A 21,660-nucleotide genomic window follows, 5' to 3' on the forward strand; every position below is an offset into this window, starting at 1 on the left:
AGGTTACGCTGATTCGACCGATCCTATCTCATGATCAAACAGCTCTTCATCAAACAGCTCTTTGCCGCTGTCCTTGCCGCGGGCATCGGGATACTCGTCTTTCCGCAGCGGATAGCGGCGGAAACAGCCGAAAAATCCGAAACAAACGACGAGGTTGCCAGCAGCGACCTCCTCTCTGGCGGCCCCAAGGTGCAGGAGCGCCTGCTCGAGAACGGGCTCAAGGTCATCGTCAAGCGCGATGCTCGCGCGCCCATCGTGACCTCGCAGGTCTGGTACAAGGTCGGCTCGAGCTATGAGCACGGTGGTGTCACCGGTGTCTCGCATGCACTTGAGCACATGATGTTTAAAGGCACCGAGCGTCTGGCGCCTGGTCAATTCTCGCGCATCATCGCCGAGAATGGTGGTGATGAGAATGCCTTTACCGGCCGGGACTACACGGCCTATTTCCAATCCCTGGCCGCGGATCGGCTCGAGGTGGCGTTCGAGCTCGAGGCCGACCGCATGCGCAACCTGGCATTGCCCACCGATGAGTTTGCGAAAGAGATCGAGGTGGTCAAGGAGGAGCGCCGGTTGCGAACCGACGATGACCCAAAGGCGCTGACCTTCGAGCAATTCAACGCCACCGCCTATGCGGCTTCGCCCTATCGCAATCCGATCATCGGTTGGCAGGCTGATCTGGATGTGATGGACGTCGAGACCCTCAGGGACTGGTATCGGATGTGGTATGCGCCGAACAACGCGACCCTGGTCGTGGTTGGCGACGTCGTTCCGGCTGAGGTCTTCGCGCTCGCCGAGAAGCACTTTGGTCCGCTCGAGCCTGGCCCGGATCTGCAGCCGCGCCCGCGTGCGGAGCCTAAGCAGCGCGGTGAGAAGCGGCTTGTGGTCGCGGCTCCGGCAAAGGAGCCGTATCTGCTGATGGGCTGGAAGACGCCGGCGCTGATGGATGCCGAGCAGCCCTGGGAGCCCTATGCTTTGGAGATGTTGGTCTCGGTGCTGGATGCGGGCTCGAGCGCTCGCTTCAGTCGTAATCTGGTTCGCGGTGATCGGGTCGCGGCCTCGGTTGGCGCCAGCTATAACGCCTTCAATCGGCTCTCGGGCATGCTGTTGATCGATGCCACGCCGGCCAAGGGGGTCTCAGTTGAGGCCCTGGAGGCAGCGATCTTGGCTCAACTGGAACGGCTCAAGTCCGAGCTTGTCAGCGAGCAGGAATTGGCGCGCATCCGCAGTCAGCTAATTGCCGGCAAGGTCTACGAGCGCGATAGCGTCTTCTATCAGGCGATGCTGCTCGGCCAGCTGGAAACTGTGGGGCTCGGCTGGGAGCTGGTCGATCAAACCGTCGAGCGGCTGTCGGCGGTGACCCCAGCACAGATACAAGATGTCGCTCAGCGCTACTTGATCAACGAGCATCGCACCCTTGCGCTGCTGGAGCCACAATCCTTGGATACGCCAGATACGCCAGATACGCCAGATACGCCAGATGCAGCTGATGCGCCGCCGGCAACGGCCATGTTGGGAGGCGCTCGCAATGTTCACTAGGCATTTCCAGACAGGCTTTTTCCAGACAGGCGGCGCTGATCCGCTGCGGCTGGGCTTGATCGGACTCGGTTTGCTCTGGGCGCAGATGGTCCAGGCGGTTCCCGAGATCCAGACCTGGCAAACGCCGTCTGGGGCCGAGGTGCTGTTCGTTGCTGCCGACGAATTGCCGATGGTCGACCTGCGAGTGGTGTTCGACGCTGGAAGCGCACGTGATGGCGATCAACCTGGTCTTGCCTCGCTGACCTCAGCGATGCTGACCGAAGGTGCGGGTGACTTCGATGCCGATGCCATCGCCGAACGCGTCGAGGCGGTTGGCGCCGAGTTGGGGACCGGGACTGATCGTGATACCAGCTTCGCGCGATTGCGCTCCTTGACTGAGCCTGATGCACTCGAGGTGGGGCTGGAGACACTGATCAAGGTCTTGAGCGCACCGACCTTCGATGCGGACGAGTTCGATCGCGTGCGGCAGAACCGACTGACCTCGCTGCGTCTCGCTGAGCAGGACCCTGGGACCATCGGCCAAAAGGCGCTCTATCGAGCGATCTTTGGCGATCATCCTTACGCATCTGACCCAAGTGGTACGCCTGAGGCTGTCGCTGCCCTCACCAGGGACGATCTGCAGGCGTTTCACGGTCGCTATTACGGGGCGGAGAACGCCACCATTGCCATCGTCGGGGCGCTCGAGCGTGCCGAGGCGGAGGTCATGGCTACCCGCATCTCCGCTGAGCTGCCCAGCGCCGGGGCGCCGCCGCCCTTGCCGCCGGTCCCAGCACTTGAGCAGGCGCGGGTTGAGGAAATCGCGTTTCCCTCCAGTCAGACGCATCTCTATCTCGGTCAGCCCGGCATGCGTCGGGGAGACCCCGATTACTTTGCCCTGTATCTCGGCAATCATATCCTCGGAGGCAGCGGCCTGGTCTCGCTGCTGATGGAGGAGGTACGCGAGAAGCGTGGGCTTTCCTATAGCGTTTACAGCTACTTCTTGCCGCTGGCAGGCAAGGGCCCGCTGGTGATGGGTCTGCAAACCCAAAACGCCCAAGCCGCCAAGGCTCAGGCTGTGCTTCTGGATACCCTAAGGCGCTTCATTGAAGAGGGGCCGACCGATGAGCAGCTTGAGGCCGCGGTGAAAAACATCACCGGCGGGTTCCCGCTGCGCATCGCCGGCAACGGCAAAATCGTTAGCTATCTGGCGGTGATCGGCTTCTATGATCTGCCGCTCGATTATCTCGAGGTCTTTCCTGAGCGCATCCGCGCACTGACCGCCGAGCAGATCCGCGACGCCTTCCAGCGCCGGGTGGACCCTTCACGACTGGCCCAGGTGGCGGTAGGTGGTGTTGCTGAGCCTGCTCAGGGCCAAACTACATCGGCGCCTCAAGCCGCCTCAAGCCGCCTCAATCGGTAACAGCAGCAGTGACTGAGCCCGGACGGATCAGGATCATCGGCGGCTGCTGGCGCGGCCGGCGGCTGCCTGTCGCCTCCCAGCCTGGGCTGCGCCCGACGCCGGATCGGGTGCGCGAGACCCTGTTCAACTGGCTGGCGCCTGTGATCGAGGGCAGTCGCTGCTTGGACTGCTTTGCGGGCAGCGGTGCCCTTGGTCTAGAGGCCGCATCTCGAGGTGCAGCAAGGGTCATCCAGATCGAGCGCAGTCCTGCGGTTGTTGGCATGCTGAGGGCCAATGGGGCCGCGCTTGGTGCTCAACAGTTGAGCGTCTACGCCGCGGATGCACTGGCTTGGCTGACGCGGTCGCCGGTGACCCCGTTCGATATTTGCTTCCTGGACCCGCCCTTTGCCGCTGACCTGCTGGCGCCGACGCTGGAGATGTTGGCTCAGCGTGGCTGGCTGGCTGCCAGTGCGCGCGTCTACGTCGAGACCGATAGCGCAACCGCGCTCCCGGTGCTGCCCACTGACTGGCGATGGTTGCGCGACAAGCGCGCCGGACAGGTGCGCTATGCGCTGGCGGAGACTAATCCCGAGCGCTGATATCGGCTGCCAGCGGCTTTCAGCCTGAGGGTGAAGCTGTGATCGAGGCGCCTTGGCGGGTGCTGACTCTGCTATGCTCGCGTCAGGATCAACCTTGAGCAGAGAAAACCGCTTGCGTAGCGTCGTCTATCCAGGATCGTTCGATCCCATCACCAACGGTCACAGTGACCTGATCGCCCGTGCTTCTCGGCTGTATGATCGGGTGGTGGTGGCCGTAGCGCGAGACAGCGCAAAGGACCCGACCTTTTCAGCGGATGAACGGGTTGATCTGGTGCGCTCGGTCTGTGAGCAGATGCGCAATGTCGAGGTGGTTTGCTTCTCGGGTCTGCTGGTCGACTTCGCGCGTTCTGCCCAGGTGCATGTCATCATGCGTGGTCTGCGCGCGGTCTCGGACTTTGAGTATGAGTTTCAGCTCGCTGGGATGAACCGACGCATGGCCCCAGACATCGAGACCCTGTTTCTGACACCAGCCGAGCAGTATGCCTATATCTCCTCGTCGCTGGTCAAGCAGATCGCTCGCTTGGGTGGAGATGTCTCGGCGTTCGTCGCACCGAGCGTGCATGCTGCATTGCGTCAGCGGTTTGGATAAACTTTGCGCCATCCCAATGTCCACAGCGAACGGACGCTGGTAGGCTCGGCAGCCTTCAGACTGTTGACCTGAGCTGTTGACCTGAAGTTAGGGCGTTCATCGCGTTCGCCTCCCACAACGGGGTTTTCCCGGTCTTTGTTAACTTCCGTTCCGAATATCTGCACGCGCAGGAGTAGAATTATGGCGCTTATCATCACTGACGAATGCATCAACTGCGATGTCTGCGAGCCCGAGTGCCCAAATGGCGCCATCTCGCAAGGTGACGAGATCTATGTGATCGAGCCGGATCTTTGCACCGAATGTGTCGGTCATTACGAGACCTCGCAGTGCGTCGAGGTCTGTCCGGTCGACTGCATCATCGTCGACCCTGACAACAAAGAGACCGAAGAAGAGCTGCGGGCGAAGTACGAGCGCATCACCGGTGAATCCAGCTGACTCGGGCCCGATGATTCGGCTTCTCAAGGCCCCCTTGGGGGGCCTTTTTTTGCCGCTGTCTCGACCTCTGCAGCTGGCGCTGTTTGCGCTGCTGTTGATCCCCGCCCTGGGGCTGGCCGAGGGGCCTGACCCGAGCGTCTCGTCGGGCAAGATGCAGGCATCGTTACCTGTGCCGGCGATGGCCGTCGCCACAGCGCATCCTGCGGCCACCGATGCGGGTCTGGCGATCATGGCTGCTGGAGGCAATGCCTTTGATGCGGCGATAGCGGTGAGTGCGGCGCTCGCAGTGGTTGAGCCTTACAGCTCTGGCATTGGCGGCGGCGGCTTCTGGTTGCTGCATCAGGCGGCCACTGGCAGGGACGTCATGATCGACGGGCGCGAGCGTGCGCCCCTGGCTGCCCATCGCGACCTCTATCTTGATGAGGCGGGTGAACTGATCGCAGGGGCTTCGCTCAATGGGCCGCTGGCTGCGGGTATCCCGGGTGAGCCGGCGGCGCTCGTTCACCTCGCGGAGCATTACGGCAAGCGCCCGCTTGCTGAAAGCTTGGCCCCAGCTATCCGGCTAGCCCGCGAGGGCTTCGCGGTCGATGAGATCTATCGGCGGATGGCGGCCTGGCGGTTAGACGTGCTGCGCGAGTCGCCGGCTGCCGCGGCCCAGTTTCTCGATACAGGTGAGGTCCCCGAGCTCGGTGCGATCATCCGTCAACCCGAGCTGGCGCTGGTGCTTGAGGCACTCGCGACCCAGGGCCATGCCGGCTTCTACGAGGGCCCGATCGCACAGGCGCTGGTTGAAGGCACCCGGGCCGCTGGTGGCATCTGGACCCTGGAGGACCTGTCTAGCTATCAGGTGATCGAGCGTGAGCCGATCGTCGGGCATTACCAGGGCTGGCAGATCCTGAGCGCTGCACCTCCCTCGTCCGGTGGTGTTGCACTGGTGCAGATGCTCGGCATGCTGGCGGCGCTTGAGGAGCGGTTTGGGCCTGCATCCAGTGAGGCCGATCGGGTGCATCGGCTGGTTGAGGTGATGCGGCGCGCTTATCGAGATCGCGCGCACTATCTTGGCGACCCGGATCGGGTCCAAGTGCCGGTTGAGCGGTTGACGCATCCTTTCTATACCGCTGGTCTTGCACGCGGGATCGACCCGGTGCGCGCGACACCCAGTCTGCCCTTAGCGCCTGAACCCGAAGGTCAGGATACCACCCACTTCTCAGTGCTCGATGCCGAAGGCAACCGGGTGGCGGCGACGCTCAGTATCAACTATCCGTTCGGCTCCGGTTTCGTGCCGCCGACAACAGGTGTACTGCTGAATGACGAGATGGACGACTTCGCGGCTCAGCCCGGGGTGCCGAATGCCTATGGTCTGGTTGGCGGCGCTGCCAATGCGATCGCGCCCGGGAAGCGCATGCTGTCCAGCATGAGCCCGACCTTTGCGACCTCCGACGATGCGGTCGTGATCTTGGGGACACCAGGCGGGAGCCGTATCATCAGCATGGTGCTGCAGGGCATCCTCGCCGCCATTGAGGGCGGTGATCCCCAGGACTGGGTGGCGGCTCCGCGCGTCCATCACCAGTATCTGCCAGATGAGCTTGTCTTTGAGGCTGACGCGCTTGACGAGGTAGTGCAACGCGAACTCTATGAGCGGGGGCATCGCTTGGTGCCCCTGACTCAGGACTTTGGCAACATGCAGCTGATTGTTTGGGATCGGACCGCCGGAACGGTGAAGGCTGCCAGCGATCCGCGCGGCCTTGGTAAGGCTGTGGTGCAGGCAGCGCAAGCAACAGGCGGGCTTGAAGCCGAGCCTGTCGCGCGGCAACCCTAAGGCCAGTATCCAGAAAGTCTGCGTCTTGGGCAGGCAAGCGCGCCTAATGCTGCTTGAAGATCCGCTCCTTCTCGCGCTGCCAGTCGCGGTCTTTCGCATCGGCGCGTTTGTCATGGAGCTTCTTGCCTTTTGCTAGCCCGATCTCGAGCTTGGCGCGGCCACGTTGCCAGTACATGGCCAGCGGGACCAGGGTGTAGCCGGCGCGCTCGGTCTGGCCAATCAAGCGACTGAGTTCGGTACGCTTGAGCAGCAGTTTGCGGGTCCGCGTAGGGTCTGGGTCGACATGCGTCGAGGCGGAGGGGAGCGCGGAGATGTGGCAGCCGATCAAAAAGGCCTCACCATGCAAGATCTTGACGTAGGCCTCCTTGAGTTGGACGCGGCCGGCGCGCATGCTCTTGACCTCCCAGCCTTCGAGTGCGAGCCCGGCCTCGAGGCGTTGCTCGATCTGATACTCGTGCTTCGCCTTCTTGTTCAGCGCGATGGTGCTGCTTGGGGTGCCGGGTTTCTTCTTGCCTTTTGCCATGCCGACAGTCTAAGCCACCGATCAGCAAGACGGAAGCCTCTTTCGTTCACCGGTGGCTTGCATGAGCCGAGGTTGGTCGCTATGATGATCGGCTAATTTATTCGGGAGACAGTCATGCGTCAGCCCCTGATTGCAGGCAACTGGAAAATGAACGGTAGCAAGGCCGAGACGGTCGAGCTGCTGAATGGCATCAAGGCCGGGCTCGCTGAGGTCAAGGCCTCGGAAGTGGCCGTCTGTCCGCCATTCCCATACCTGTATTTGGCCGAAGATCTGCTCAAAGACACCGCGATCCGCTATGGCTCGCAAGATTGCTCGCGCGAGGAATCCGGGGCCTTTACTGGCCAGGTTTCAGCGGCGATGCTGCGGGATTTTGGCTGCACTTACGCGATCCTGGGACACTCCGAGCGTCGTCTGTTCAATGCCGAGACCGACGCGATCATTGCGCGCAAATATGCGGTTGTCGTGGCTCAGGGGTTGACCCCGATCCTCTGCGTCGGCGAAACACTCGAAGAGCGCGAGCAGGGCAAGACCGAAGAGGTCGTTGCGCGTCATCTTGATGCCGTGCTTGAGTCTGCTGGTGCAGAGGCAATCGCCAAGGGTGTGATTGCCTACGAGCCCGTTTGGGCGATCGGCACCGGGGTCACGGCCACCCCTGAGCAGGCGCAAGACGTGCACGCATTCTTGCGGGCTCGGATTGCCAAGAAGAGCGCGGAGGTTGCGGCTGCGGTGCGCATTCTCTATGGAGGCAGCATGAAGCCTGGGAATGCGCTTGAGTTGATGGCGCAGGCCGATATTGACGGCGGCCTCATCGGCGGGGCTGCACTCAAGGCTTCCGACTTCCTGGCGATCTGCAAGGCCGGCGACGCGAACGCCTAACTGATAGCTGACGTGGCCGACTGGCTCACGCGGCGGACCGAGACACCTCATGCAGCTCATCCTGACCGTCCTCCATCTGGTTCTTGCGATCGGCCTGGTCGCCCTGGTGCTGCTTCAGCATGGTAAAGGTGCTGACGCTGGTGCCGCTTTCGGCAGTGGCGCCTCGTCGACAGTCTTTGGTGCTCAGGGCTCGGGCTCCTTTTTGTCGCGGTCGACGGCGATCATTGCGACGCTGTTCTTTGTCACCAGTATCGCACTCGCCTACTTTGCGGCCCGTGTGAGCGAGCCGGGCGGCTTGATGGATGGGATGGATCTATCGGCTCCGATAGCCCCTTCGCAAGAGCGGTCTCCTGAGTCTACGCCTGCACCCTCGGCAACCAGCGATCTGCCGGTCGTTCCCGCGGATGGGTCGCCTGCGGCGACTAATGATCTTCCGCCGCTGGCGGTCGATGCGGATCGGACGAGGGTGGAAGGCAGTGCAGAATCGTCTCCGGGCTCAGCGTCAGAAGAGGATTAACCTTCTGTCGAGTAACCTAATAATGTCGTCACGGGTAGACTGAAAATCTGCGATAATACTAATGAGCTTGCCGACGTGGTGGAATTGGTAGACACGCTGTCTTGAGGGGGCAGTGGCGCAAGCCGTGCCGGTTCGAGTCCGGCCGTCGGCACCATTACAAAAAGGCGGTACCCGCATGCGGGTACCGCCTTTTTTCTTCTGGGCTTTGCTAAGCTGTTGAATCTTATGGCATTGGGCGGTCTCTGGTGCTTGACACCAAAGGTTGTCTGAACTAGCATACAGCGGGTTTTTTGTCGCCTAAAACGGGTTATTTGTTGGAGTCGCCGCCAGATGCTTGAAGACTATCTTCATATCTTGATCTTCCTGGTCGTGGCGATCCTTATTGGCTTCGCACCGCGTGTGCTTGGGATGTTCCTCGGGCCGCGTCGGCCTGATCCCGAGAAGGACGCCCCTTACGAATGCGGCTTCGAAGCGTTCGAGAGTGCACGCATGAAATTTGATGTGCGCTACTACCTGGTCGCCATCCTCTTCATCTTGTTTGATCTCGAGATTGCGTTCCTCTTCCCATGGGCCGTGGTCCTAGAGGAATTGGGAACGACCGGGCTGGTGGCTATGTCTGTGTTTCTGGCCGTGCTGGTCGTCGGCTTCATCTATGAGTGGCGCAAGGGCGCGCTCGACTGGGAGTGACGTGACCAAGGGTGGCTTTGAAGCTGTCGCGACACTGGAACGGCTAAGGCTGAGTTAGGGGACTGTTATGGGCATCGAAGGCATTCTCGAAGAGGGCGTGGTCACCACGACCGCTGACAAGCTCATCAACTGGGCGCGCACGGGTTCGCTCTGGCCCATGACCTTTGGGCTTGCTTGCTGTGCGGTGGAGATGATGCATGCGGGCGCTGCGCGTTACGACTTGGATCGGTTCGGTATCATCTTCCGTCCGAGCCCGCGTCAGTCCGACGTCATGATCGTAGCCGGTACCTTGGTCAACAAGATGGCGCCCGCCTTGCGCAAGGTCTATGACCAGATGGCCGAGCCACGCTGGGTGATCTCGATGGGTTCTTGCGCCAATGGTGGTGGCTATTACCACTACTCGTATTCTGTTGTGCGCGGATGTGATCGCATTGTGCCGGTGGATGTCTATGTGCCAGGCTGCCCGCCAACGGCGGAGGCACTGCTCTACGGTATCCTGCAGTTGCAAAACAAGATTCGTCGCACCAACACGATTGCGCGCTGACCCTCAACGCTTGGCGAGGCTTCTCTCAAGATATTCATGTCTGATCCGACCATGACCACTGGCGACTCGCGTCTCGACGCCCTGGCGACGCGACTGAACGAGGACTTTGCGGCGGTTGGCGGCGAGCTCAGCGCCGACCGTGGCGAGCTGACACTCAAACTGCCCGCAGCAGCGCTGATCGAAGCCTCTAGCCGACTGCGGGATCACAGTGACTTTGGCTTTGAACAGTTGATCGACCTCTGCGCGGTCGACTATTCCGCCTATGGCCTCTCGGAGTGGGCGACCACGGAGGCATCGCACTTCGGCTTCGGCCGCGGCGTTGATCGTGATCTCGAGCTCGAGATCGATCATCCAGAGCGGTTTGCTGTGGTCTACCATCTGCTGTCGTTGGCGCACAACTGGAGGCTGCGACTGGTGGTGCGCACGGGCGGGGCTCAGCCACTGGTGCCGTCCGTAGTGTCGATCTGGTCCGCGGCCGACTGGTTCGAGCGCGAGGCCTTCGATCTGTTCGGCATCCTCTTCGACGGCCACCCAGACCTACGCCGCATCCTCACCGACTACGGTTTCGTCGGCCATCCATTCCGCAAAGACTTTCCGCTCAGCGGCCATGTCGCGATGCGCTACGATCCCGAGCAGGCGCGCGTGGTCTACGAGCCGGTCGAGATCGAGCCGCGGGTGTTGGTGCCCAAGGTCATCCGCGACGACAGCCGCTACCTCGGTGACGAGCATCCGGCCGTGACCGGTGCCAAGGACGCAGCCAATGCCTGAGATTCGTAATTACACGCTGAACTTCGGTCCGCAGCATCCGGCCGCGCATGGTGTGCTGCGCCTGGTGCTGGAGATGGACGGCGAGGTCATCGATCGCGCCGATCCGCACATCGGTCTGCTGCACCGCGCGACCGAGAAGCTCGCCGAGTCGAAGCCGTACAACCAGTCGATCGGCTACATGGACCGGCTCGACTACGTCTCGATGATGTGCAACGAGCACGGCTATGTGCGTGCGATCGAGAAGTTGCTCGGCATCGAGGCGCCGATCCGCGCCCAGTACATCCGCACCCTGTTCGACGAGATCACCCGCATCCTCAACCACCTGATGTGGCTTGGGGCGCATGCGCTCGATGTCGGCGCGATGAGCGTCTTCCTCTACTGTTTCCGCGAGCGCGAGGACCTGATGGACTGCTACGAGGCGGTCTCGGGGGCGCGCTTGCATGCGACCTACTACCGACCGGGCGGGGTCTACCGCGATCTGCCCGAGCAGATGCCGCGCTTTGCCGAGGAGAGCTCCAAGTGGCACGGCAAACGCACCATGCGTAGGCTCAACAAGCCTCGTAGTGGCTCTTTGCTCGACTTCATCGAAGACTTCAGCGAGCGCTTCCCAAAGCTGGTCGATGAGTACGAGACCCTGCTCACCGATAACCGTATCTGGAAGCAGCGCACCGTTGGCATCGGCGTGGTCGATGCCGACCGCGCCAAGAATCTGGGCTTCACCGGCCCGATGTTGCGCGGCTCCGGGGTCGCCTGGGATCTGCGCAAGATGCAGCCCTATGCGGCCTATGATCAGGTCGACTTCGATATCCCGGTGGGCCAGAACGGCGACTGCTACGATCGCTATCTGGTGCGCATCGAGGAGATGCGTCAGTCCAATCGCATCATCAAGCAGTGTATCGATTGGCTGCGCGTCAATCCCGGTCCGGTGATGGTCGATGATTACAAGGTGGTGCCACCGACTCGGGTCGGTATGAAGGACGACATGGAGGCGCTGATCCACCACTTTAAGCTCTTCACTGAGGGCTACTGCCCGCCGCCGGGTCAGGTCTATGCCGCGGTCGAGGCGCCCAAGGGCGAGTTCGGCTGCTACATCGTCTCCGATGGCGCCAACAAGCCCTATCGGCTCAAGGTGCGCGCGCCCGGCTTCCCGCATCTCGCGGCGATGGACGAGATGGCCAAGGGTCACATGCTCGCCGATGTGGTCGCGATCATCGGCACCATGGATATCGTGTTTGGGGAGATCGACCGCTGATGAGTTTTCGCACGACACCGCTCGCGGTCATCCATGATGTCGACAAGGAGACGCTGCTCACGCCTGAGCTGCGCGCCGAGATCGATAAGCACGTCGCCAAATATCCGCCAGAATGGAAGCAGTCGGCGGTGATGCCGGCGCTGACCCTGGTGCAGGATCACAATGGCGGTTGGCTGAGCCGCGAGCTGATGGATCAGGTGGCTGCCTATCTGGACATGCCCGAGACGGCGGTCTATGAGGTCGCGACCTTCTACGCGATGTACGATCTCGAACCGGTTGGTCGGCACAAGGTCTGCGTCTGCAACAGCGTCTCTTGCATGCTCGGTGGTGCCGAAGAGCTGATGCACCACATTGAAAAGAAATATAACGTAGCGCCTGGCGGCACCACCGCCGATGGCAAGCTCACGTTCAAGGAGTTCGAATGCCTCGGTGCCTGCCGGCACGCACCGGCGGTGATGGTCGACAAGACCTATCACGAGTGCGTGACCCCGGAGGCCATCGACAAGATCATCGACGACCTCGACTGAGCGCGTGCGACCTATGGCAGAGAATCAGAACACCGTTTGCTTCCGCACCATGCATCTCGATGCACGAGTGCGCTATACCCTCGAGAGCTATCGCAGCGTCGGCGGCTATGTGCAATGGGAGCGCATCCTGCGCGAGAAGCCCAATCCAGACCAGCTCATCGACGAGCTCAAGACCTCGGCCCTGCGCGGTCGTGGTGGCGCCGGTTTTCCAACCGGGCTGAAGTGGAGCTTCATGCCGCGCACCAAGCCGGGTCAAAAGTACATCGTCTGCAACTCAGACGAAGGTGAGCCCGGTACCTGCAAGGACCGCGACATCATGCGCTACAACCCGCATCAGCTGATCGAGGGGATGGCGATCGCCGGTTATTGCATCGGCGCGACGGTCGGTTACAACTACATTCGCGGCGAGTTCTACGAGCCGATCGCACGCTTCGATGGCGCGCTTGAAGAGGCCTACGCAGCCGGGATGCTGGGCAAGAACCTGCTCGGCTCAGGGGTCGATTTTGATCTCTACACCCATCTAGGCGCCGGCGCCTACATCTGCGGTGAAGAGACGGCGCTGCTCGAATCGCTCGAAGGCAAGAAGGGCCAGCCGCGCTTCAAGCCACCATTCCCGGCCCAGGCCGGGCTCTATGGCATGCCGACCACGATCAACAACACCGAGACCCTGGCCTCGGTGCCGGTGATCCTGGAGAAGAGCGGCAAATGGTTCTTGGAGCAGGGCAAGCCGAACAATGGCGGACCCAAGCTGTTCTCGGTGACCGGTCACGTCGAGCGGCCTTGCAACCTCGAGATCCCGCTCGGCACCCCGTTCAAGGATGTACTCGAGATGGCTGGTGGGGTGAGCGGCGGTCGGGCGCTGAAGGCGGTGATCCCTGGTGGCTCGTCGGTCCCGGTGGTCCCGGGTGATGTGATGCTGCGCACCGACATGGATTACGACTCCATCGCCAAGGCCGGCTCGATGCTCGGCTCCGGCGCGGTGATCATCATCGCAGAGGGCACCTGCATGGTGAAGGTGCTGGCCAATCTGGCGCACTTCTACGCGCATGAGTCTTGCGGTCAGTGCACGCCCTGCCGCGAGGGGACGGGTTGGTTAGCGCGGGTACTCGATCGTATCCTTGCCGGCAACGGGCGTCCGCAGGATCTGGATCTGCTCGACAACGTGGCCGGTCGGATTGGCGGGCGCACCATCTGCGCGCTGGGCGATGCAGCGGCGATGCCGGTGCAGAGTTTCCTCAAGCATTACCGGTCCGAGTTCGAGCATCTGGTCGAGCACGGCCGTTCGCTGGTCGAGGCCGCCTGAGCGTCGTGCCTTGGCTCGACGTTCTCGCGCAATCCCTATGACGCTGCGGCGCAACCTCAGCAGGTAGATCTACATCGATGTCGGACGACAAGATTACCCTCGAGATCGACGGCCGTGTCTGCACGGCGGCGCCCGGTGAGATGATCATCGCGGTGGCCGATCGCGAGGGCATCGTGATCCCGCGGTTCTGCTATCACGAGAAGCTCTCGATCGCGGCCAACTGCCGCATGTGCCTGGTGGAAGCGGAGCAGGGCGGGCGACCCTTCCCGAAGCCGATACCGGCCTGCGCGACCCCGGTCGGCGAGGGCATGAAGGTGCTCACGCGCTCGAAGAAGGCGCTCGATGCCCAGCGCGGCACCATGGAGTTCCTGCTCATCAACCACCCGCTGGATTGCCCGATCTGCGATCAGGGCGGCGAGTGTGAGCTGCAAGATGTCTCCATGGGCTACGGTGAGGATGTCTCGCGCTTCAGCGAGCGCAAGCGTGTGGTCAAGGACGAAGATCTGGGCCCGCTGATCGCCACCGAGATGACCCGCTGCATCCATTGCACCCGCTGCGTGCGCTTCGGCGCCGAGATCGCCGGGCTGCGTGAGCTGGGCGCGACCGGGCGTGGCGAGGACATGCGCATCGGCACCTTCGTCGGGCACACGATGGCGCATGAACTCTCGGGTAACATCATCGATCTCTGTCCGGTCGGCGCGCTGACCTCGAAGCCCTATCGCTTCACCGCCCGTGCATGGGAGCTGACCACTGAGCCGAGCATTGCGCCGCATGACGGTGTCGGCTCGAACCTGCATCTGCACATTCGCGGTGGCCAGGTGATGCGCGTGCATCCACGCGATAACGAGGCCGTCAATGAGTGCTGGATCTCGGATCGCGACCGCTTCAGCTACGAGGGTCTGAACAGCCCCGAGCGGCTGACGGCGCCGATGCTCAAGCGCGACGGTCAATGGCAGGTGGTCGATTGGCAGCAGGCCTTGCATGCGGCGGTTGAGGCGCTGCGAGCGCCAGGGCCGGATCAGCTCGGCTGTCTGGTCTCGCCGAGCGCGACGCTGGAAGAGCAGTATCTGCTGCAGAAGCTGGTGCGCGCGTTGGGCAGCGATCATATCGATACCCGGCTGCGACAGCAGGATTTCCGGGGCGATGCCGCCGACCCAAGATTCCCCTGGCTGGGGATGCCGATTGCCAAGCTTGAGCAGCAGCAAGCTGTGCTGCTCATCGGCAGTGATCCGCGCCAGGAACAACCGTTGCTGGCGCATCGGCTGCGCAAGGCCGCGCTCGCGGGCGCGACTATTGGACTCCTGAACCCCTACGCAGTCGATCTCAACCACAGCAGCATTCAACGGGTTGCCGCGCCTTCGGCGCTGGCCTCCGAGCTACGCGCCCTGTTGCAGGTGCTCGGCAAGCCGTTGCAGGGGGCGACTGCCGAGATCAGCGAATGGCATCGACAGATGGCGACCGCGCTGCAAACGGCTGGCCAGTCTGGGCAAGGTCTCCTGCTGCTCGGCGCCTTGGCCGAGTCTGATCCTGATTACGCGCTAATTCGAGCCCTGGCGGCCGCGCTCGCGGCGGCCGCCGAGTGCAAGCTCGGCTTCTTTGCGGAGGCCGCCAATAGCCTCGGCAGCCGATTGGCTGGCAGTTTGCCGCATCGCCGACCAGGGGGTACGAGGGTCAACCGTCCGGGGTTGGATGCTCAGGCGATGTTGACCGATCCACGCCAGGGCTATCTGCTCTGGGGCTTGGAGCCGGATCGCGATCTGGCTGATCCGAGCTTGGCGATGGCCGCCCTGCGCTCAGCCAATCAGGTGGTCGCCTGCAGCCTCTTTAAGAGCACAGCGCTTGAGGAGGTGGCCGATGTGCTGCTGCCGATCGCGGCTTTTGCCGAGACGGCAGGAACCTTTGTGAACGCCGAAGGGCGCTGGCAGCGCTTCCAGGGTGCGGTAGCCCCCGCTGGTGATGCACGCCCGGGCTGGAAGGTCTTACGGGTTCTCGGGACCATGCTTGAGCTCGAGGGCTTTAGTCAGAACAGCGCGCGCGATATCCATGATGAAGTTGCTCAGGCCTGCGCAGACCTGAAGCCTGAGAACCGGCTGGGCGATCCCTCGGCGCTGGTCTCCGTCACCGAACGCCCGGCATCCTCTGGCCCCGAGCTGAGCCGCATCGGCAATCGACCGATCTATGCAAGCGATGCGTTGGTGCGCCATGCACTCGCCCTGCAGCGTACGTCCCAGGCGGAGCCACTGGCGGTGCACCTGAATCCACAACAGGCCGCCAACCTGGGGTTGGTCGAGGGCGATCAGGTGCGGCTGATCCAAGGCAGGGGGGCGCGTGCGAGCGCGCATTCTAGCTCAGGCATTGAGACTGTAGCGGCATCAGCGGCTGCAATCGCAGCGCAGGCACCGGTGATCCTGGATGACCGCATCGCACTCGGCTGCGCCCGGATTCCGGCCGCCGTTGATGGTAGCCAAGTGCTTGGGCCCTGCATCGGTTCGGTGTGGCTCGAGAAGATCCAGGCCTAGGAGTATAAGTATATGATGGACTTATGGAACTGGCTCCCCCTGCCGTTGCAGAGCTTGGTCGCGATCATCGCGATCATCGTCCCATTGCTGACAGTGGTGGCCTGGTATACCTATGCCGAGCGCAAGGTCATCGGCTACATGCAGGTACGGATCGGGCCGAACCGCGTCGGCTGGCGCGGACTCTTGCAGCCGATCGCCGATGCGCTGAAGCTCCTGGTCAAGGAGATCATCGTCCCGACTAAGGCCAACAAGGGCCTGTTCCTGCTCGCGCCGCTGATCGCGATCGTGCCGGCGCTCGCGGCTTGGGCCGTGATCCCGTTCGACGCCGGTTTGGTGCTCGCCGATATCAACGCCGGTCTGCTCTATGTGCTTGCCTTGACCTCGCTGGGTGTCTACGGCGTCATCATCGCCGGCTGGGCCTCGAACTCGAAATACGCGCTGCTCGGTGCGATGCGCGCCGCGGCGCAGATCGTCGCCTATGAGATCGCCATGGGCTTCGCCCTCGTGGGGGTGCTGGTCGCGGCTGGGAGCCTCAACCTGAGCGTGATCGTCGAGAGTCAAAGCGGCAGTCTGCTGACCTGGTTCTGGCTGCCGCTGCTGCCGCTGTTCGGGGTCTACTTCATCTCCGGCGTGGCCGAGACCAACCGCGCGCCCTTCGATGTGGCGGAAGGCGAATCCGAGATCGTTGCCGGCTTCCATGTTGAATATTCTGGCATGGCGTTCGCGATCTTCTTCCTCGCCGAATACGCGAACATGGTGTTGATCGCGATGCTGACCACGCTGCTGTTCTTCGGTGGTTGGCTGTCGCCCTTCCAAGGCATTCCAAGCCTGGATGAAGCGACGGCATGGGTACCTGGGGTGATCTGGCTGCTACTGAAGACGTTCTTCTTCATGTTCGTCTTCCTCTGGCTGCGCGCGACCTTCCCGCGTTATCGCTACGACCAGATCATGCGCCTTGGCTGGAAGGTGTTTATCCCGATCACCATCGTCTGGATTCTGGTGGTCGCGGTGGCCGTGCTCGCGCAGTTGCCGCCCTGGTGGTCGGCAGTGGCCGCCTAGCCAGGCTGGTCCTTGCTTGGATTACCAGGATGCGTGACCGCGACCTCAGCGCCCGTCCACAGCCGATAGAGTGAATCATGCTTCAAGCCGCTCGCAGTTATCTCAACAGTCTTTTGCTCGCCGAACTCTTCCGTGGAATGAGCTTGACCGGGCGCTACCTGTTCAAGCGCAAGTTCACGGTGCAATATCCCGAGGAGAAGGCGCCTGTCTCGCCGCGTTTTCGGGGGCTGCATGCGCTGCGCCGTTATCCTAACGGCGAAGAACGCTGCATCGCCTGCAAGCTCTGCGAGGCTGTCTGTCCCGCGCTGGCGATCACCATCGAGGCCGAGCCGCGTGCCGATGGATCGCGGCGCACGACACGCTACGACATCGATCTGTTCAAGTGCATCTACTGCGGCTTCTGCGAGGAATCCTGCCCAGTCGACTCGATCGTCGAGACCGATATCTATGAATACCACTTCGAGAATCGCGGCGAGAACATCATGACCAAAGACAAACTGCTCGCGATCGGCGATAAATACGAATCGCGGATCGCAGCAGCACGGAGCGCGGATGCGCCTTATCGCTGAGATCAAGACCCGAGTTGCTCATACAGGCAATCGAGTCAAGCGATCAGGATAAGGCCAGGAGCCTGTCCATCAACGACGTCCCGACTTGAAGGCCAGTTTGGCAAACAGCGGGATGTCGATGGGCAGCGAGTAACGAGCGCAGCGGCTCATGTTGCTGCCCGATTGAACGATCGACTGTCAATAGTCTGACTGCGCGCGAGAGCCAGTCTCCCAAGCAGCCACGTCAGCTGGAAATCCCATGGGCTTCGAAAAATTTCTCTTCTACGTCTTCGCGGCCATCACCGTCGTCGCGGCAGGGATGGTGGTGACGCGCCGCAACCCGGTGCACGCGGTGCTGTTTCTGGTGTTGGCCTTCGTCAGCAGTGCCGCCCTTTGGCTGCTGCTGGAGGCGGAGTTCCTCGGCATCGTGCTGGTGCTGGTCTATGTCGGTGCGGTGATGGTGCTGTTCCTGTTCGTCGTGATGATGCTCGATATCGACATCGCCGCACTGCGCGGGCAATTCATTCGCTATCTGCCGGTCGGGTTACTGATCGCGCTGGTCATGGTGGTGAATCTGTTCTTGGTGTTGGGACCGTCCAACTTCGGGCTAGAGCTGTTTGCGAAGCCCGAGGCGCAGCCCGCCGACTACAGCAATACGGTCGAACTCGGGCTGCAGCTCTACACTACCTATCTGTATCCGTTCGAGATCGCGGCGGTGATCCTGTTGGTGGCGATCGTCGCCGCCATTCGCCTGACCCTGCGCCGGCGGCCTGAGACCAAGTATCAGGATGCCTCGAAGCAGGTGCGGGTGAAGAAGGGACCAGATCGCATTCGCCTGGTCTCGATGCCGCCCGCACCGCGTCTGGGTCAACAGGCTGCGGCACCGGCGCTGAAGGAGGACTCCGAATGATCGCCCTTTCCGATTACCTGCTGCTCGGCGGGCTGCTGTTCTCGATCTCGGTCGCCGGGGTGTTCCTGAACCGCAAGAATGTGATCATCCTGCTGATGTGCATCGAGCTGATGCTGCTGGCGGTGAACATGAACTTCGTCGCCTTCTCGCATTTCCTCGGCGATCTGAGTGGTCAGATCTTCGTCTTCTTCATCCTCACCGTCGCCGCTGCCGAAGCCGCGATCGGGCTCGCCATCTTGGTGGTCCTGTTCCGCAATCGGCGCACCATCAACGTCGACGATCTGGACATGCTCAAGGGCTGAGCCCACCGGACACCGCTCGGAGAATCCTTCCATGGAGACCGTCTATCTGACCATCGTGCTGGCGCCGCTGATCGGCGCCATCATTGCCGGCTTCTTCGGCGGCAAGATCGGCCGCGTCGGCGCGCACTCGGTGACCATCCTTGGCGTCGGCATCGCGACCCTGCTGTCGCTCTGGGTGCTGTCGCGCTTCATCTGGCACGACGAGCAGGCCTTCAACGGCACCGTCTATACCTGGATGGTCGCCGATGGCATCCGCTTCGAGATCGGCTTCCTGGTCGATCGCCTCACCGCGCTGATGATGGCGGTGGTGACCTTCGTCTCGCTGATGGTGCACATCTACACCATCGGCTACATGGCCGACGACGCCCATAACTGGCCCGAGGACTCGCGCGTCGGCACCAACAGCTATCAGCGCTTCTTCAGCTATATTTCGCTGTTCACCTTCTCGATGCTGATGCTGGTGATGTCGAATAACTTCCTGCAGCTGTTCTTCGGCTGGGAAGCGGTGGGCCTGGTCTCCTATCTGCTGATCGGCTTCTACACGGTGCGCGAGTCGGCGATCTCGGCCAACCTCAAGGCCTTCCTGGTCAACCGGGTTGGTGACTTCGGCTTCATCCTCGGCATCGCTGCGGTAGTGATGTACTTCGGCTCGCTCGACTACGCCGAGGTCTTCGCGCAGGCGCCGGACCTTGCGGATACCCAGGTCGCGGTGTTTGGCGGTGTCTCGTTGATGACACTGATCTGCATCCTGCTGTTCATTGGCGCCATGGGCAAATCGGCGCAGATGCCGCTGCACGTCTGGCTGCCGGATTCGATGGAAGGCCCAACCCCGATCTCGGCGCTGATCCATGCCGCGACCATGGTCACGGCGGGCGTCTTCATGGTCGCGCGCATGTCGCCGCTCTATGAGCTCTCGACTACAGCGCTGTCGTTCGTGCTGGTGATCGGCGCGGTCACCGCCTTCTTCATGGGGCTGGTTGGGCTGGTGCAGAACGACATCAAGCGTGTGGTCGCCTATTCGACGCTGTCGCAGCTCGGTTACATGATCGCCGCGCTGGGCGCCTCGGCCTATGCCGCTGGCATCTTCCACCTGATGACCCATGCCTTCTTCAAGGCGCTGCTGTTCCTGGCTGCGGGCTCGGTGATCATTGCCATGCATCACGATCAGGACATCCGCAACATGGGCGGGCTCAAGCGCTACATGCCGATCACCTGGATCACCGCGCTGCTCGGCTCGCTGGCGCTGATCGCCTTCCCGGGATTCTCCGGTTTCTTCTCCAAGGATGCGATCATCGAGGCGGTGGGGCATTCGCACATCGGCGGCGCTGGCCTTGCGCATCTGCTGCTGACCCTGGGCGCCTTTGTCACCGCGCTCTACAGCTTCCGACTCTACTTCCTGGTCTTCCACGGCGAGCCGCGGATGGATCATCACACCCGCTCGCATCTGCACGAGACGCCCTGGGTCGTGACCATCCCGCTGATCGCGCTGGCGATTCCCTCGGTCTTCATCGGCTGGTACGCCATCGAGCCGCTGCTGGTGCAGAACTGGCTCGGCGATGCCATCACCGTCAAGCCCGAGCAAGATACGCTGCATCATTTGGCCGCGCACTGGCATGGGCAGCGCGAATTCATTCGCCATGGCATGCAGGCTTTGCCGTTCTGGCTGTCGATGGCCGGGCTTGGGTTGGCGGCCTATTATTGGTTGTACCTGCATCGGCGCAATCCAAACATCGATGTCGAATTGCAAGCGCGTGGCGGTCGTCTGACGCGCCTGCTCGAGGATAAATACGGCTTTGATGACTTCAATCAGCGCGTATTCGCGGGTGGCAGTCAACGTCTCGGCCGCTTGCTGTGGAAGAGCAGCGATCAGCGCCTGATCGATGGCCTGGTGGTCAACGGCTCGGCACGGGCGGTGGGCTGGTTTGCGGGTGTGGTCCGGCATCTGCAGACCGGCATGCTCTACCACTACGCCTTCGCCATGATCCTTGGGCTGGTGGTCCTCTTGACCCTGTTCGTGACCCTCTAAGACGCGGGAGACCCGGCGCATGTTATTGGAATTTCCTTGGCTCTCGCTGGTCATCTGGCTGCCGATCATCGGCGGCCTCGCGGTCATCGCCAGCGGTGAGCAGAATGTCGAGCTGACCAAGCGTATCGCTTTGGTGTACGCAGTCCTGACCTTCCTGGCCAGCCTGGTGCTCTGGTTCGGCTTCGACGCGACGACGGCCGAGATGCAGTTCGTCGAGCGCTCGGCCTGGCTGCCGGCACTCGGCATCGAATACCACCTGGGTATCGACGGCATCTCGATGCCGCTGATCCTGCTGACTACCTTCATCGGCATCTTCGTCATCATCGCTGGCTGGGATGTGATCACCCATCGGCCCTCGCACTACATGGCCGCCTTCCTGATCATGGAAGGCATCATGGTCGGCGTCTTCTCGGCGCTCGATGCGATCCTGTTCTACTTCTTCTGGGAGGCGATGCTGATCCCGATGTTCATCATCATCGGGGTCTGGGGCGGGCCGAATCGGGTCTATGCCACCATCAAGTTCTTTCTCTACACCTTCTTCGGCTCGGTGTTCATGCTGGTCGCGCTGATCTATCTGTACTTCCAGACCGGCAGCTTCGACATCCTCGGCTTCCATGCGGCGCCGCTGGGACTCACCGCGCAGATCCTGATCTTCATCGCCTTCCTGCTCGCCTTCGCGGTCAAGGTGCCGATGTTTCCGGTACATACCTGGCTGCCGGACGCGCACGTCGAGGCGCCTACTGGTGGCTCGGTGATCCTGGCCGCGATCATGCTCAAGATCGGCGGCTATGGCTTTCTGCGCTTCAGTCTGCCGATCACGCCAGACGCTAGTGCCGCGCTCGACGGGCTGATCATCGCCCTGTCTTTGATCGCGGTGATCTACATCGGCCTGGTGGCCTTGGTGCAGAAGGACATGAAGAAGCTGATTGCCTACTCATCAATC

At 62.0% G+C, this 21,660-nt stretch carries 22 protein-coding genes and 1 tRNA gene; 22 read left to right on the forward strand and 1 reads right to left on the reverse strand.

Annotation, left to right across the window (positions count from 1 at the left end):
- Positions 1–30: 30 nt before the first annotated feature.
- The 6 genes from VBE63_RS08075 to ggt all read left to right on the forward strand — a co-directional run bounded on the left by VBE63_RS08075 (position 31) and on the right by ggt (position 6,356).
- Entirely contained in the window at positions 31–1,536 is a 1,506-nt protein-coding gene (locus VBE63_RS08075; protein ID WP_323682502.1) for a pitrilysin family protein, read from the forward strand.
- The gene (locus VBE63_RS08080; protein ID WP_416274519.1) at positions 1,526–2,935 is read left to right on the forward strand and encodes a M16 family metallopeptidase; all 1,410 of its coding nucleotides are present in this window, start codon (positions 1,526–1,528) and stop codon (positions 2,933–2,935) included. Before VBE63_RS08075 ends, VBE63_RS08080 begins: the two co-directional genes overlap by 11 nt.
- 8 nt (positions 2,936–2,943) lie before the next feature.
- Positions 2,944–3,513, forward strand: coding sequence for a 16S rRNA (guanine(966)-N(2))-methyltransferase RsmD (rsmD, locus tag VBE63_RS08085; RefSeq protein WP_323682503.1), 570 nt, complete (start codon positions 2,944–2,946; stop codon positions 3,511–3,513).
- 112 nt (positions 3,514–3,625) lie between these two features.
- Complete coding sequence (coaD, locus tag VBE63_RS08090) at positions 3,626–4,102, forward strand: pantetheine-phosphate adenylyltransferase (protein ID WP_323682522.1); 477 nt, start codon at positions 3,626–3,628, stop codon at positions 4,100–4,102.
- A gap of 180 nt (positions 4,103–4,282) precedes the next feature.
- Entirely contained in the window at positions 4,283–4,537 is a 255-nt protein-coding gene (locus tag VBE63_RS08095; RefSeq protein WP_201245860.1) for a YfhL family 4Fe-4S dicluster ferredoxin, read from the forward strand.
- A 10-nt stretch (positions 4,538–4,547) separates the two neighbouring features.
- The gene (gene ggt / locus VBE63_RS08100) at positions 4,548–6,356 is read left to right on the forward strand and encodes a gamma-glutamyltransferase (protein ID WP_416274520.1); all 1,809 of its coding nucleotides are present in this window, start codon (positions 4,548–4,550) and stop codon (positions 6,354–6,356) included.
- 43 nt (positions 6,357–6,399) lie between these two features.
- Here ggt and smpB read toward each other — a convergent pair whose 3' ends face one another.
- On the reverse strand, positions 6,400–6,879 hold the full coding sequence (smpB, locus tag VBE63_RS08105; protein WP_323682504.1) for an SsrA-binding protein SmpB: 480 nt from the start codon (positions 6,877–6,879) through the stop codon (positions 6,400–6,402).
- A 114-nt stretch (positions 6,880–6,993) separates the two neighbouring features.
- On the opposite strand from smpB, the gene tpiA reads away from it, so the two are divergent.
- The 16 genes from tpiA to VBE63_RS08185 form a co-directional block, all read left to right on the forward strand.
- Complete coding sequence (tpiA, locus tag VBE63_RS08110; protein WP_323682505.1) at positions 6,994–7,755, forward strand: triose-phosphate isomerase; 762 nt, start codon at positions 6,994–6,996, stop codon at positions 7,753–7,755.
- Between the two features lie 49 nt (positions 7,756–7,804).
- Entirely contained in the window at positions 7,805–8,272 is a 468-nt protein-coding gene (gene secG, locus VBE63_RS08115; protein ID WP_323682506.1) for a preprotein translocase subunit SecG, read from the forward strand.
- A gap of 69 nt (positions 8,273–8,341) precedes the next feature.
- Positions 8,342–8,426: transfer RNA gene (locus VBE63_RS08120), tRNA-Leu, on the forward strand.
- 176 nt (positions 8,427–8,602) lie between these two features.
- On the forward strand, positions 8,603–8,959 hold the full coding sequence (locus tag VBE63_RS08125; RefSeq protein WP_323682507.1) for an NADH-quinone oxidoreductase subunit A: 357 nt from the start codon (positions 8,603–8,605) through the stop codon (positions 8,957–8,959).
- A gap of 67 nt (positions 8,960–9,026) precedes the next feature.
- Positions 9,027–9,503, forward strand: a complete 477-nt coding sequence (locus tag VBE63_RS08130; RefSeq protein WP_200247712.1) for a NuoB/complex I 20 kDa subunit family protein — start codon at positions 9,027–9,029, stop codon at positions 9,501–9,503.
- A 36-nt stretch (positions 9,504–9,539) separates the two neighbouring features.
- A complete protein-coding gene (locus tag VBE63_RS08135; protein WP_323682508.1) occupies positions 9,540–10,271 on the forward strand; it encodes an NADH-quinone oxidoreductase subunit C in 732 nt (243 codons plus the stop codon).
- Positions 10,264–11,523: an NADH-quinone oxidoreductase subunit D gene (locus tag VBE63_RS08140; RefSeq protein WP_323682509.1), complete on the forward strand. Its 1,260-nt coding sequence runs from the start codon at positions 10,264–10,266 to the stop codon at positions 11,521–11,523. Before VBE63_RS08135 ends, VBE63_RS08140 begins: the two co-directional genes overlap by 8 nt.
- On the forward strand, positions 11,523–12,050 hold the full coding sequence (gene nuoE / locus VBE63_RS08145) for an NADH-quinone oxidoreductase subunit NuoE (RefSeq protein WP_323682510.1): 528 nt from the start codon (positions 11,523–11,525) through the stop codon (positions 12,048–12,050). Before VBE63_RS08140 ends, nuoE begins: the two co-directional genes overlap by 1 nt.
- Before the next feature lie 13 nt (positions 12,051–12,063).
- Positions 12,064–13,353 (forward strand): NADH-quinone oxidoreductase subunit NuoF, encoded by a 1,290-nt coding sequence (gene nuoF, locus VBE63_RS08150; RefSeq protein ID WP_323682511.1) that lies wholly within the window; start codon positions 12,064–12,066, stop codon positions 13,351–13,353.
- A 77-nt stretch (positions 13,354–13,430) separates the two neighbouring features.
- The gene (nuoG, locus tag VBE63_RS08155; protein WP_323682512.1) at positions 13,431–15,872 is read left to right on the forward strand and encodes an NADH-quinone oxidoreductase subunit NuoG; all 2,442 of its coding nucleotides are present in this window, start codon (positions 13,431–13,433) and stop codon (positions 15,870–15,872) included.
- A 12-nt stretch (positions 15,873–15,884) separates the two neighbouring features.
- Entirely contained in the window at positions 15,885–16,931 is a 1,047-nt protein-coding gene (nuoH, locus tag VBE63_RS08160; protein ID WP_323682513.1) for an NADH-quinone oxidoreductase subunit NuoH, read from the forward strand.
- Between the two features lie 77 nt (positions 16,932–17,008).
- A complete protein-coding gene (gene nuoI / locus VBE63_RS08165; RefSeq protein ID WP_323682514.1) occupies positions 17,009–17,500 on the forward strand; it encodes an NADH-quinone oxidoreductase subunit NuoI in 492 nt (163 codons plus the stop codon).
- A 238-nt stretch (positions 17,501–17,738) separates the two neighbouring features.
- Positions 17,739–18,389, forward strand: a complete 651-nt coding sequence (locus VBE63_RS08170) for an NADH-quinone oxidoreductase subunit J (protein ID WP_323682515.1) — start codon at positions 17,739–17,741, stop codon at positions 18,387–18,389.
- Positions 18,386–18,691, forward strand: a complete 306-nt coding sequence (nuoK, locus tag VBE63_RS08175) for an NADH-quinone oxidoreductase subunit NuoK (RefSeq protein ID WP_201245846.1) — start codon at positions 18,386–18,388, stop codon at positions 18,689–18,691. Before VBE63_RS08170 ends, nuoK begins: the two co-directional genes overlap by 4 nt.
- A gap of 31 nt (positions 18,692–18,722) precedes the next feature.
- Positions 18,723–20,717, forward strand: coding sequence for an NADH-quinone oxidoreductase subunit L (gene nuoL / locus VBE63_RS08180; RefSeq protein ID WP_323682516.1), 1,995 nt, complete (start codon positions 18,723–18,725; stop codon positions 20,715–20,717).
- Positions 20,718–20,736: 19 nt separating this feature from the next.
- Positions 20,737–21,660: NADH-quinone oxidoreductase subunit M (locus tag VBE63_RS08185; protein WP_323682517.1), on the forward strand; the 924-nt coding region annotated here is incomplete at its 3' end.

Source organism: Lamprobacter sp. (assembly GCF_034860625.1).
GTDB lineage: Bacteria > Pseudomonadota > Gammaproteobacteria > Chromatiales > Chromatiaceae > Lamprobacter.

Excerpts from the sequence above, each read along its gene's own strand:
- ggt (WP_416274520.1), top strand. The coding sequence starts at position 4,548 with ATGATTCGGCTTCTCAAGGCCCCCTTGGGGGGCCTTTTTTTGCCGCTG.
- VBE63_RS08080 (WP_416274519.1), top strand. The coding sequence starts at position 1,526 with ATGTTCACTAGGCATTTCCAGACAGGCTTTTTCCAGACAGGCGGCGCT.
- nuoE (WP_323682510.1), top strand. The coding sequence starts at position 11,523 with ATGAGTTTTCGCACGACACCGCTCGCGGTCATCCATGATGTCGACAAG.
- VBE63_RS08170 (WP_323682515.1), top strand. The coding sequence starts at position 17,739 with ATGGGCTTCGAAAAATTTCTCTTCTACGTCTTCGCGGCCATCACCGTC.
- nuoH (WP_323682513.1), top strand. The coding sequence starts at position 15,885 with ATGATGGACTTATGGAACTGGCTCCCCCTGCCGTTGCAGAGCTTGGTC.
- tpiA (WP_323682505.1), top strand. The coding sequence starts at position 6,994 with ATGCGTCAGCCCCTGATTGCAGGCAACTGGAAAATGAACGGTAGCAAG.
- nuoL (WP_323682516.1), top strand. The coding sequence starts at position 18,723 with ATGGAGACCGTCTATCTGACCATCGTGCTGGCGCCGCTGATCGGCGCC.
- nuoI (WP_323682514.1), top strand. The coding sequence starts at position 17,009 with ATGCTTCAAGCCGCTCGCAGTTATCTCAACAGTCTTTTGCTCGCCGAA.
- VBE63_RS08140 (WP_323682509.1), top strand. The coding sequence starts at position 10,264 with ATGCCTGAGATTCGTAATTACACGCTGAACTTCGGTCCGCAGCATCCG.
- nuoK (WP_201245846.1), top strand. The coding sequence starts at position 18,386 with ATGATCGCCCTTTCCGATTACCTGCTGCTCGGCGGGCTGCTGTTCTCG.
- VBE63_RS08135 (WP_323682508.1), top strand. The coding sequence starts at position 9,540 with ATGTCTGATCCGACCATGACCACTGGCGACTCGCGTCTCGACGCCCTG.
- nuoG (WP_323682512.1), top strand. The coding sequence starts at position 13,431 with ATGTCGGACGACAAGATTACCCTCGAGATCGACGGCCGTGTCTGCACG.
- VBE63_RS08095 (WP_201245860.1), top strand. The coding sequence starts at position 4,283 with ATGGCGCTTATCATCACTGACGAATGCATCAACTGCGATGTCTGCGAG.
- secG (WP_323682506.1), top strand. The coding sequence starts at position 7,805 with ATGCAGCTCATCCTGACCGTCCTCCATCTGGTTCTTGCGATCGGCCTG.
- nuoF (WP_323682511.1), top strand. The coding sequence starts at position 12,064 with ATGGCAGAGAATCAGAACACCGTTTGCTTCCGCACCATGCATCTCGAT.
- VBE63_RS08125 (WP_323682507.1), top strand. The coding sequence starts at position 8,603 with ATGCTTGAAGACTATCTTCATATCTTGATCTTCCTGGTCGTGGCGATC.
- VBE63_RS08075 (WP_323682502.1), top strand. The coding sequence starts at position 31 with ATGATCAAACAGCTCTTCATCAAACAGCTCTTTGCCGCTGTCCTTGCC.
- smpB (WP_323682504.1), bottom strand. The coding sequence starts at position 6,879 with ATGGCAAAAGGCAAGAAGAAACCCGGCACCCCAAGCAGCACCATCGCG.
- VBE63_RS08130 (WP_200247712.1), top strand. The coding sequence starts at position 9,027 with ATGGGCATCGAAGGCATTCTCGAAGAGGGCGTGGTCACCACGACCGCT.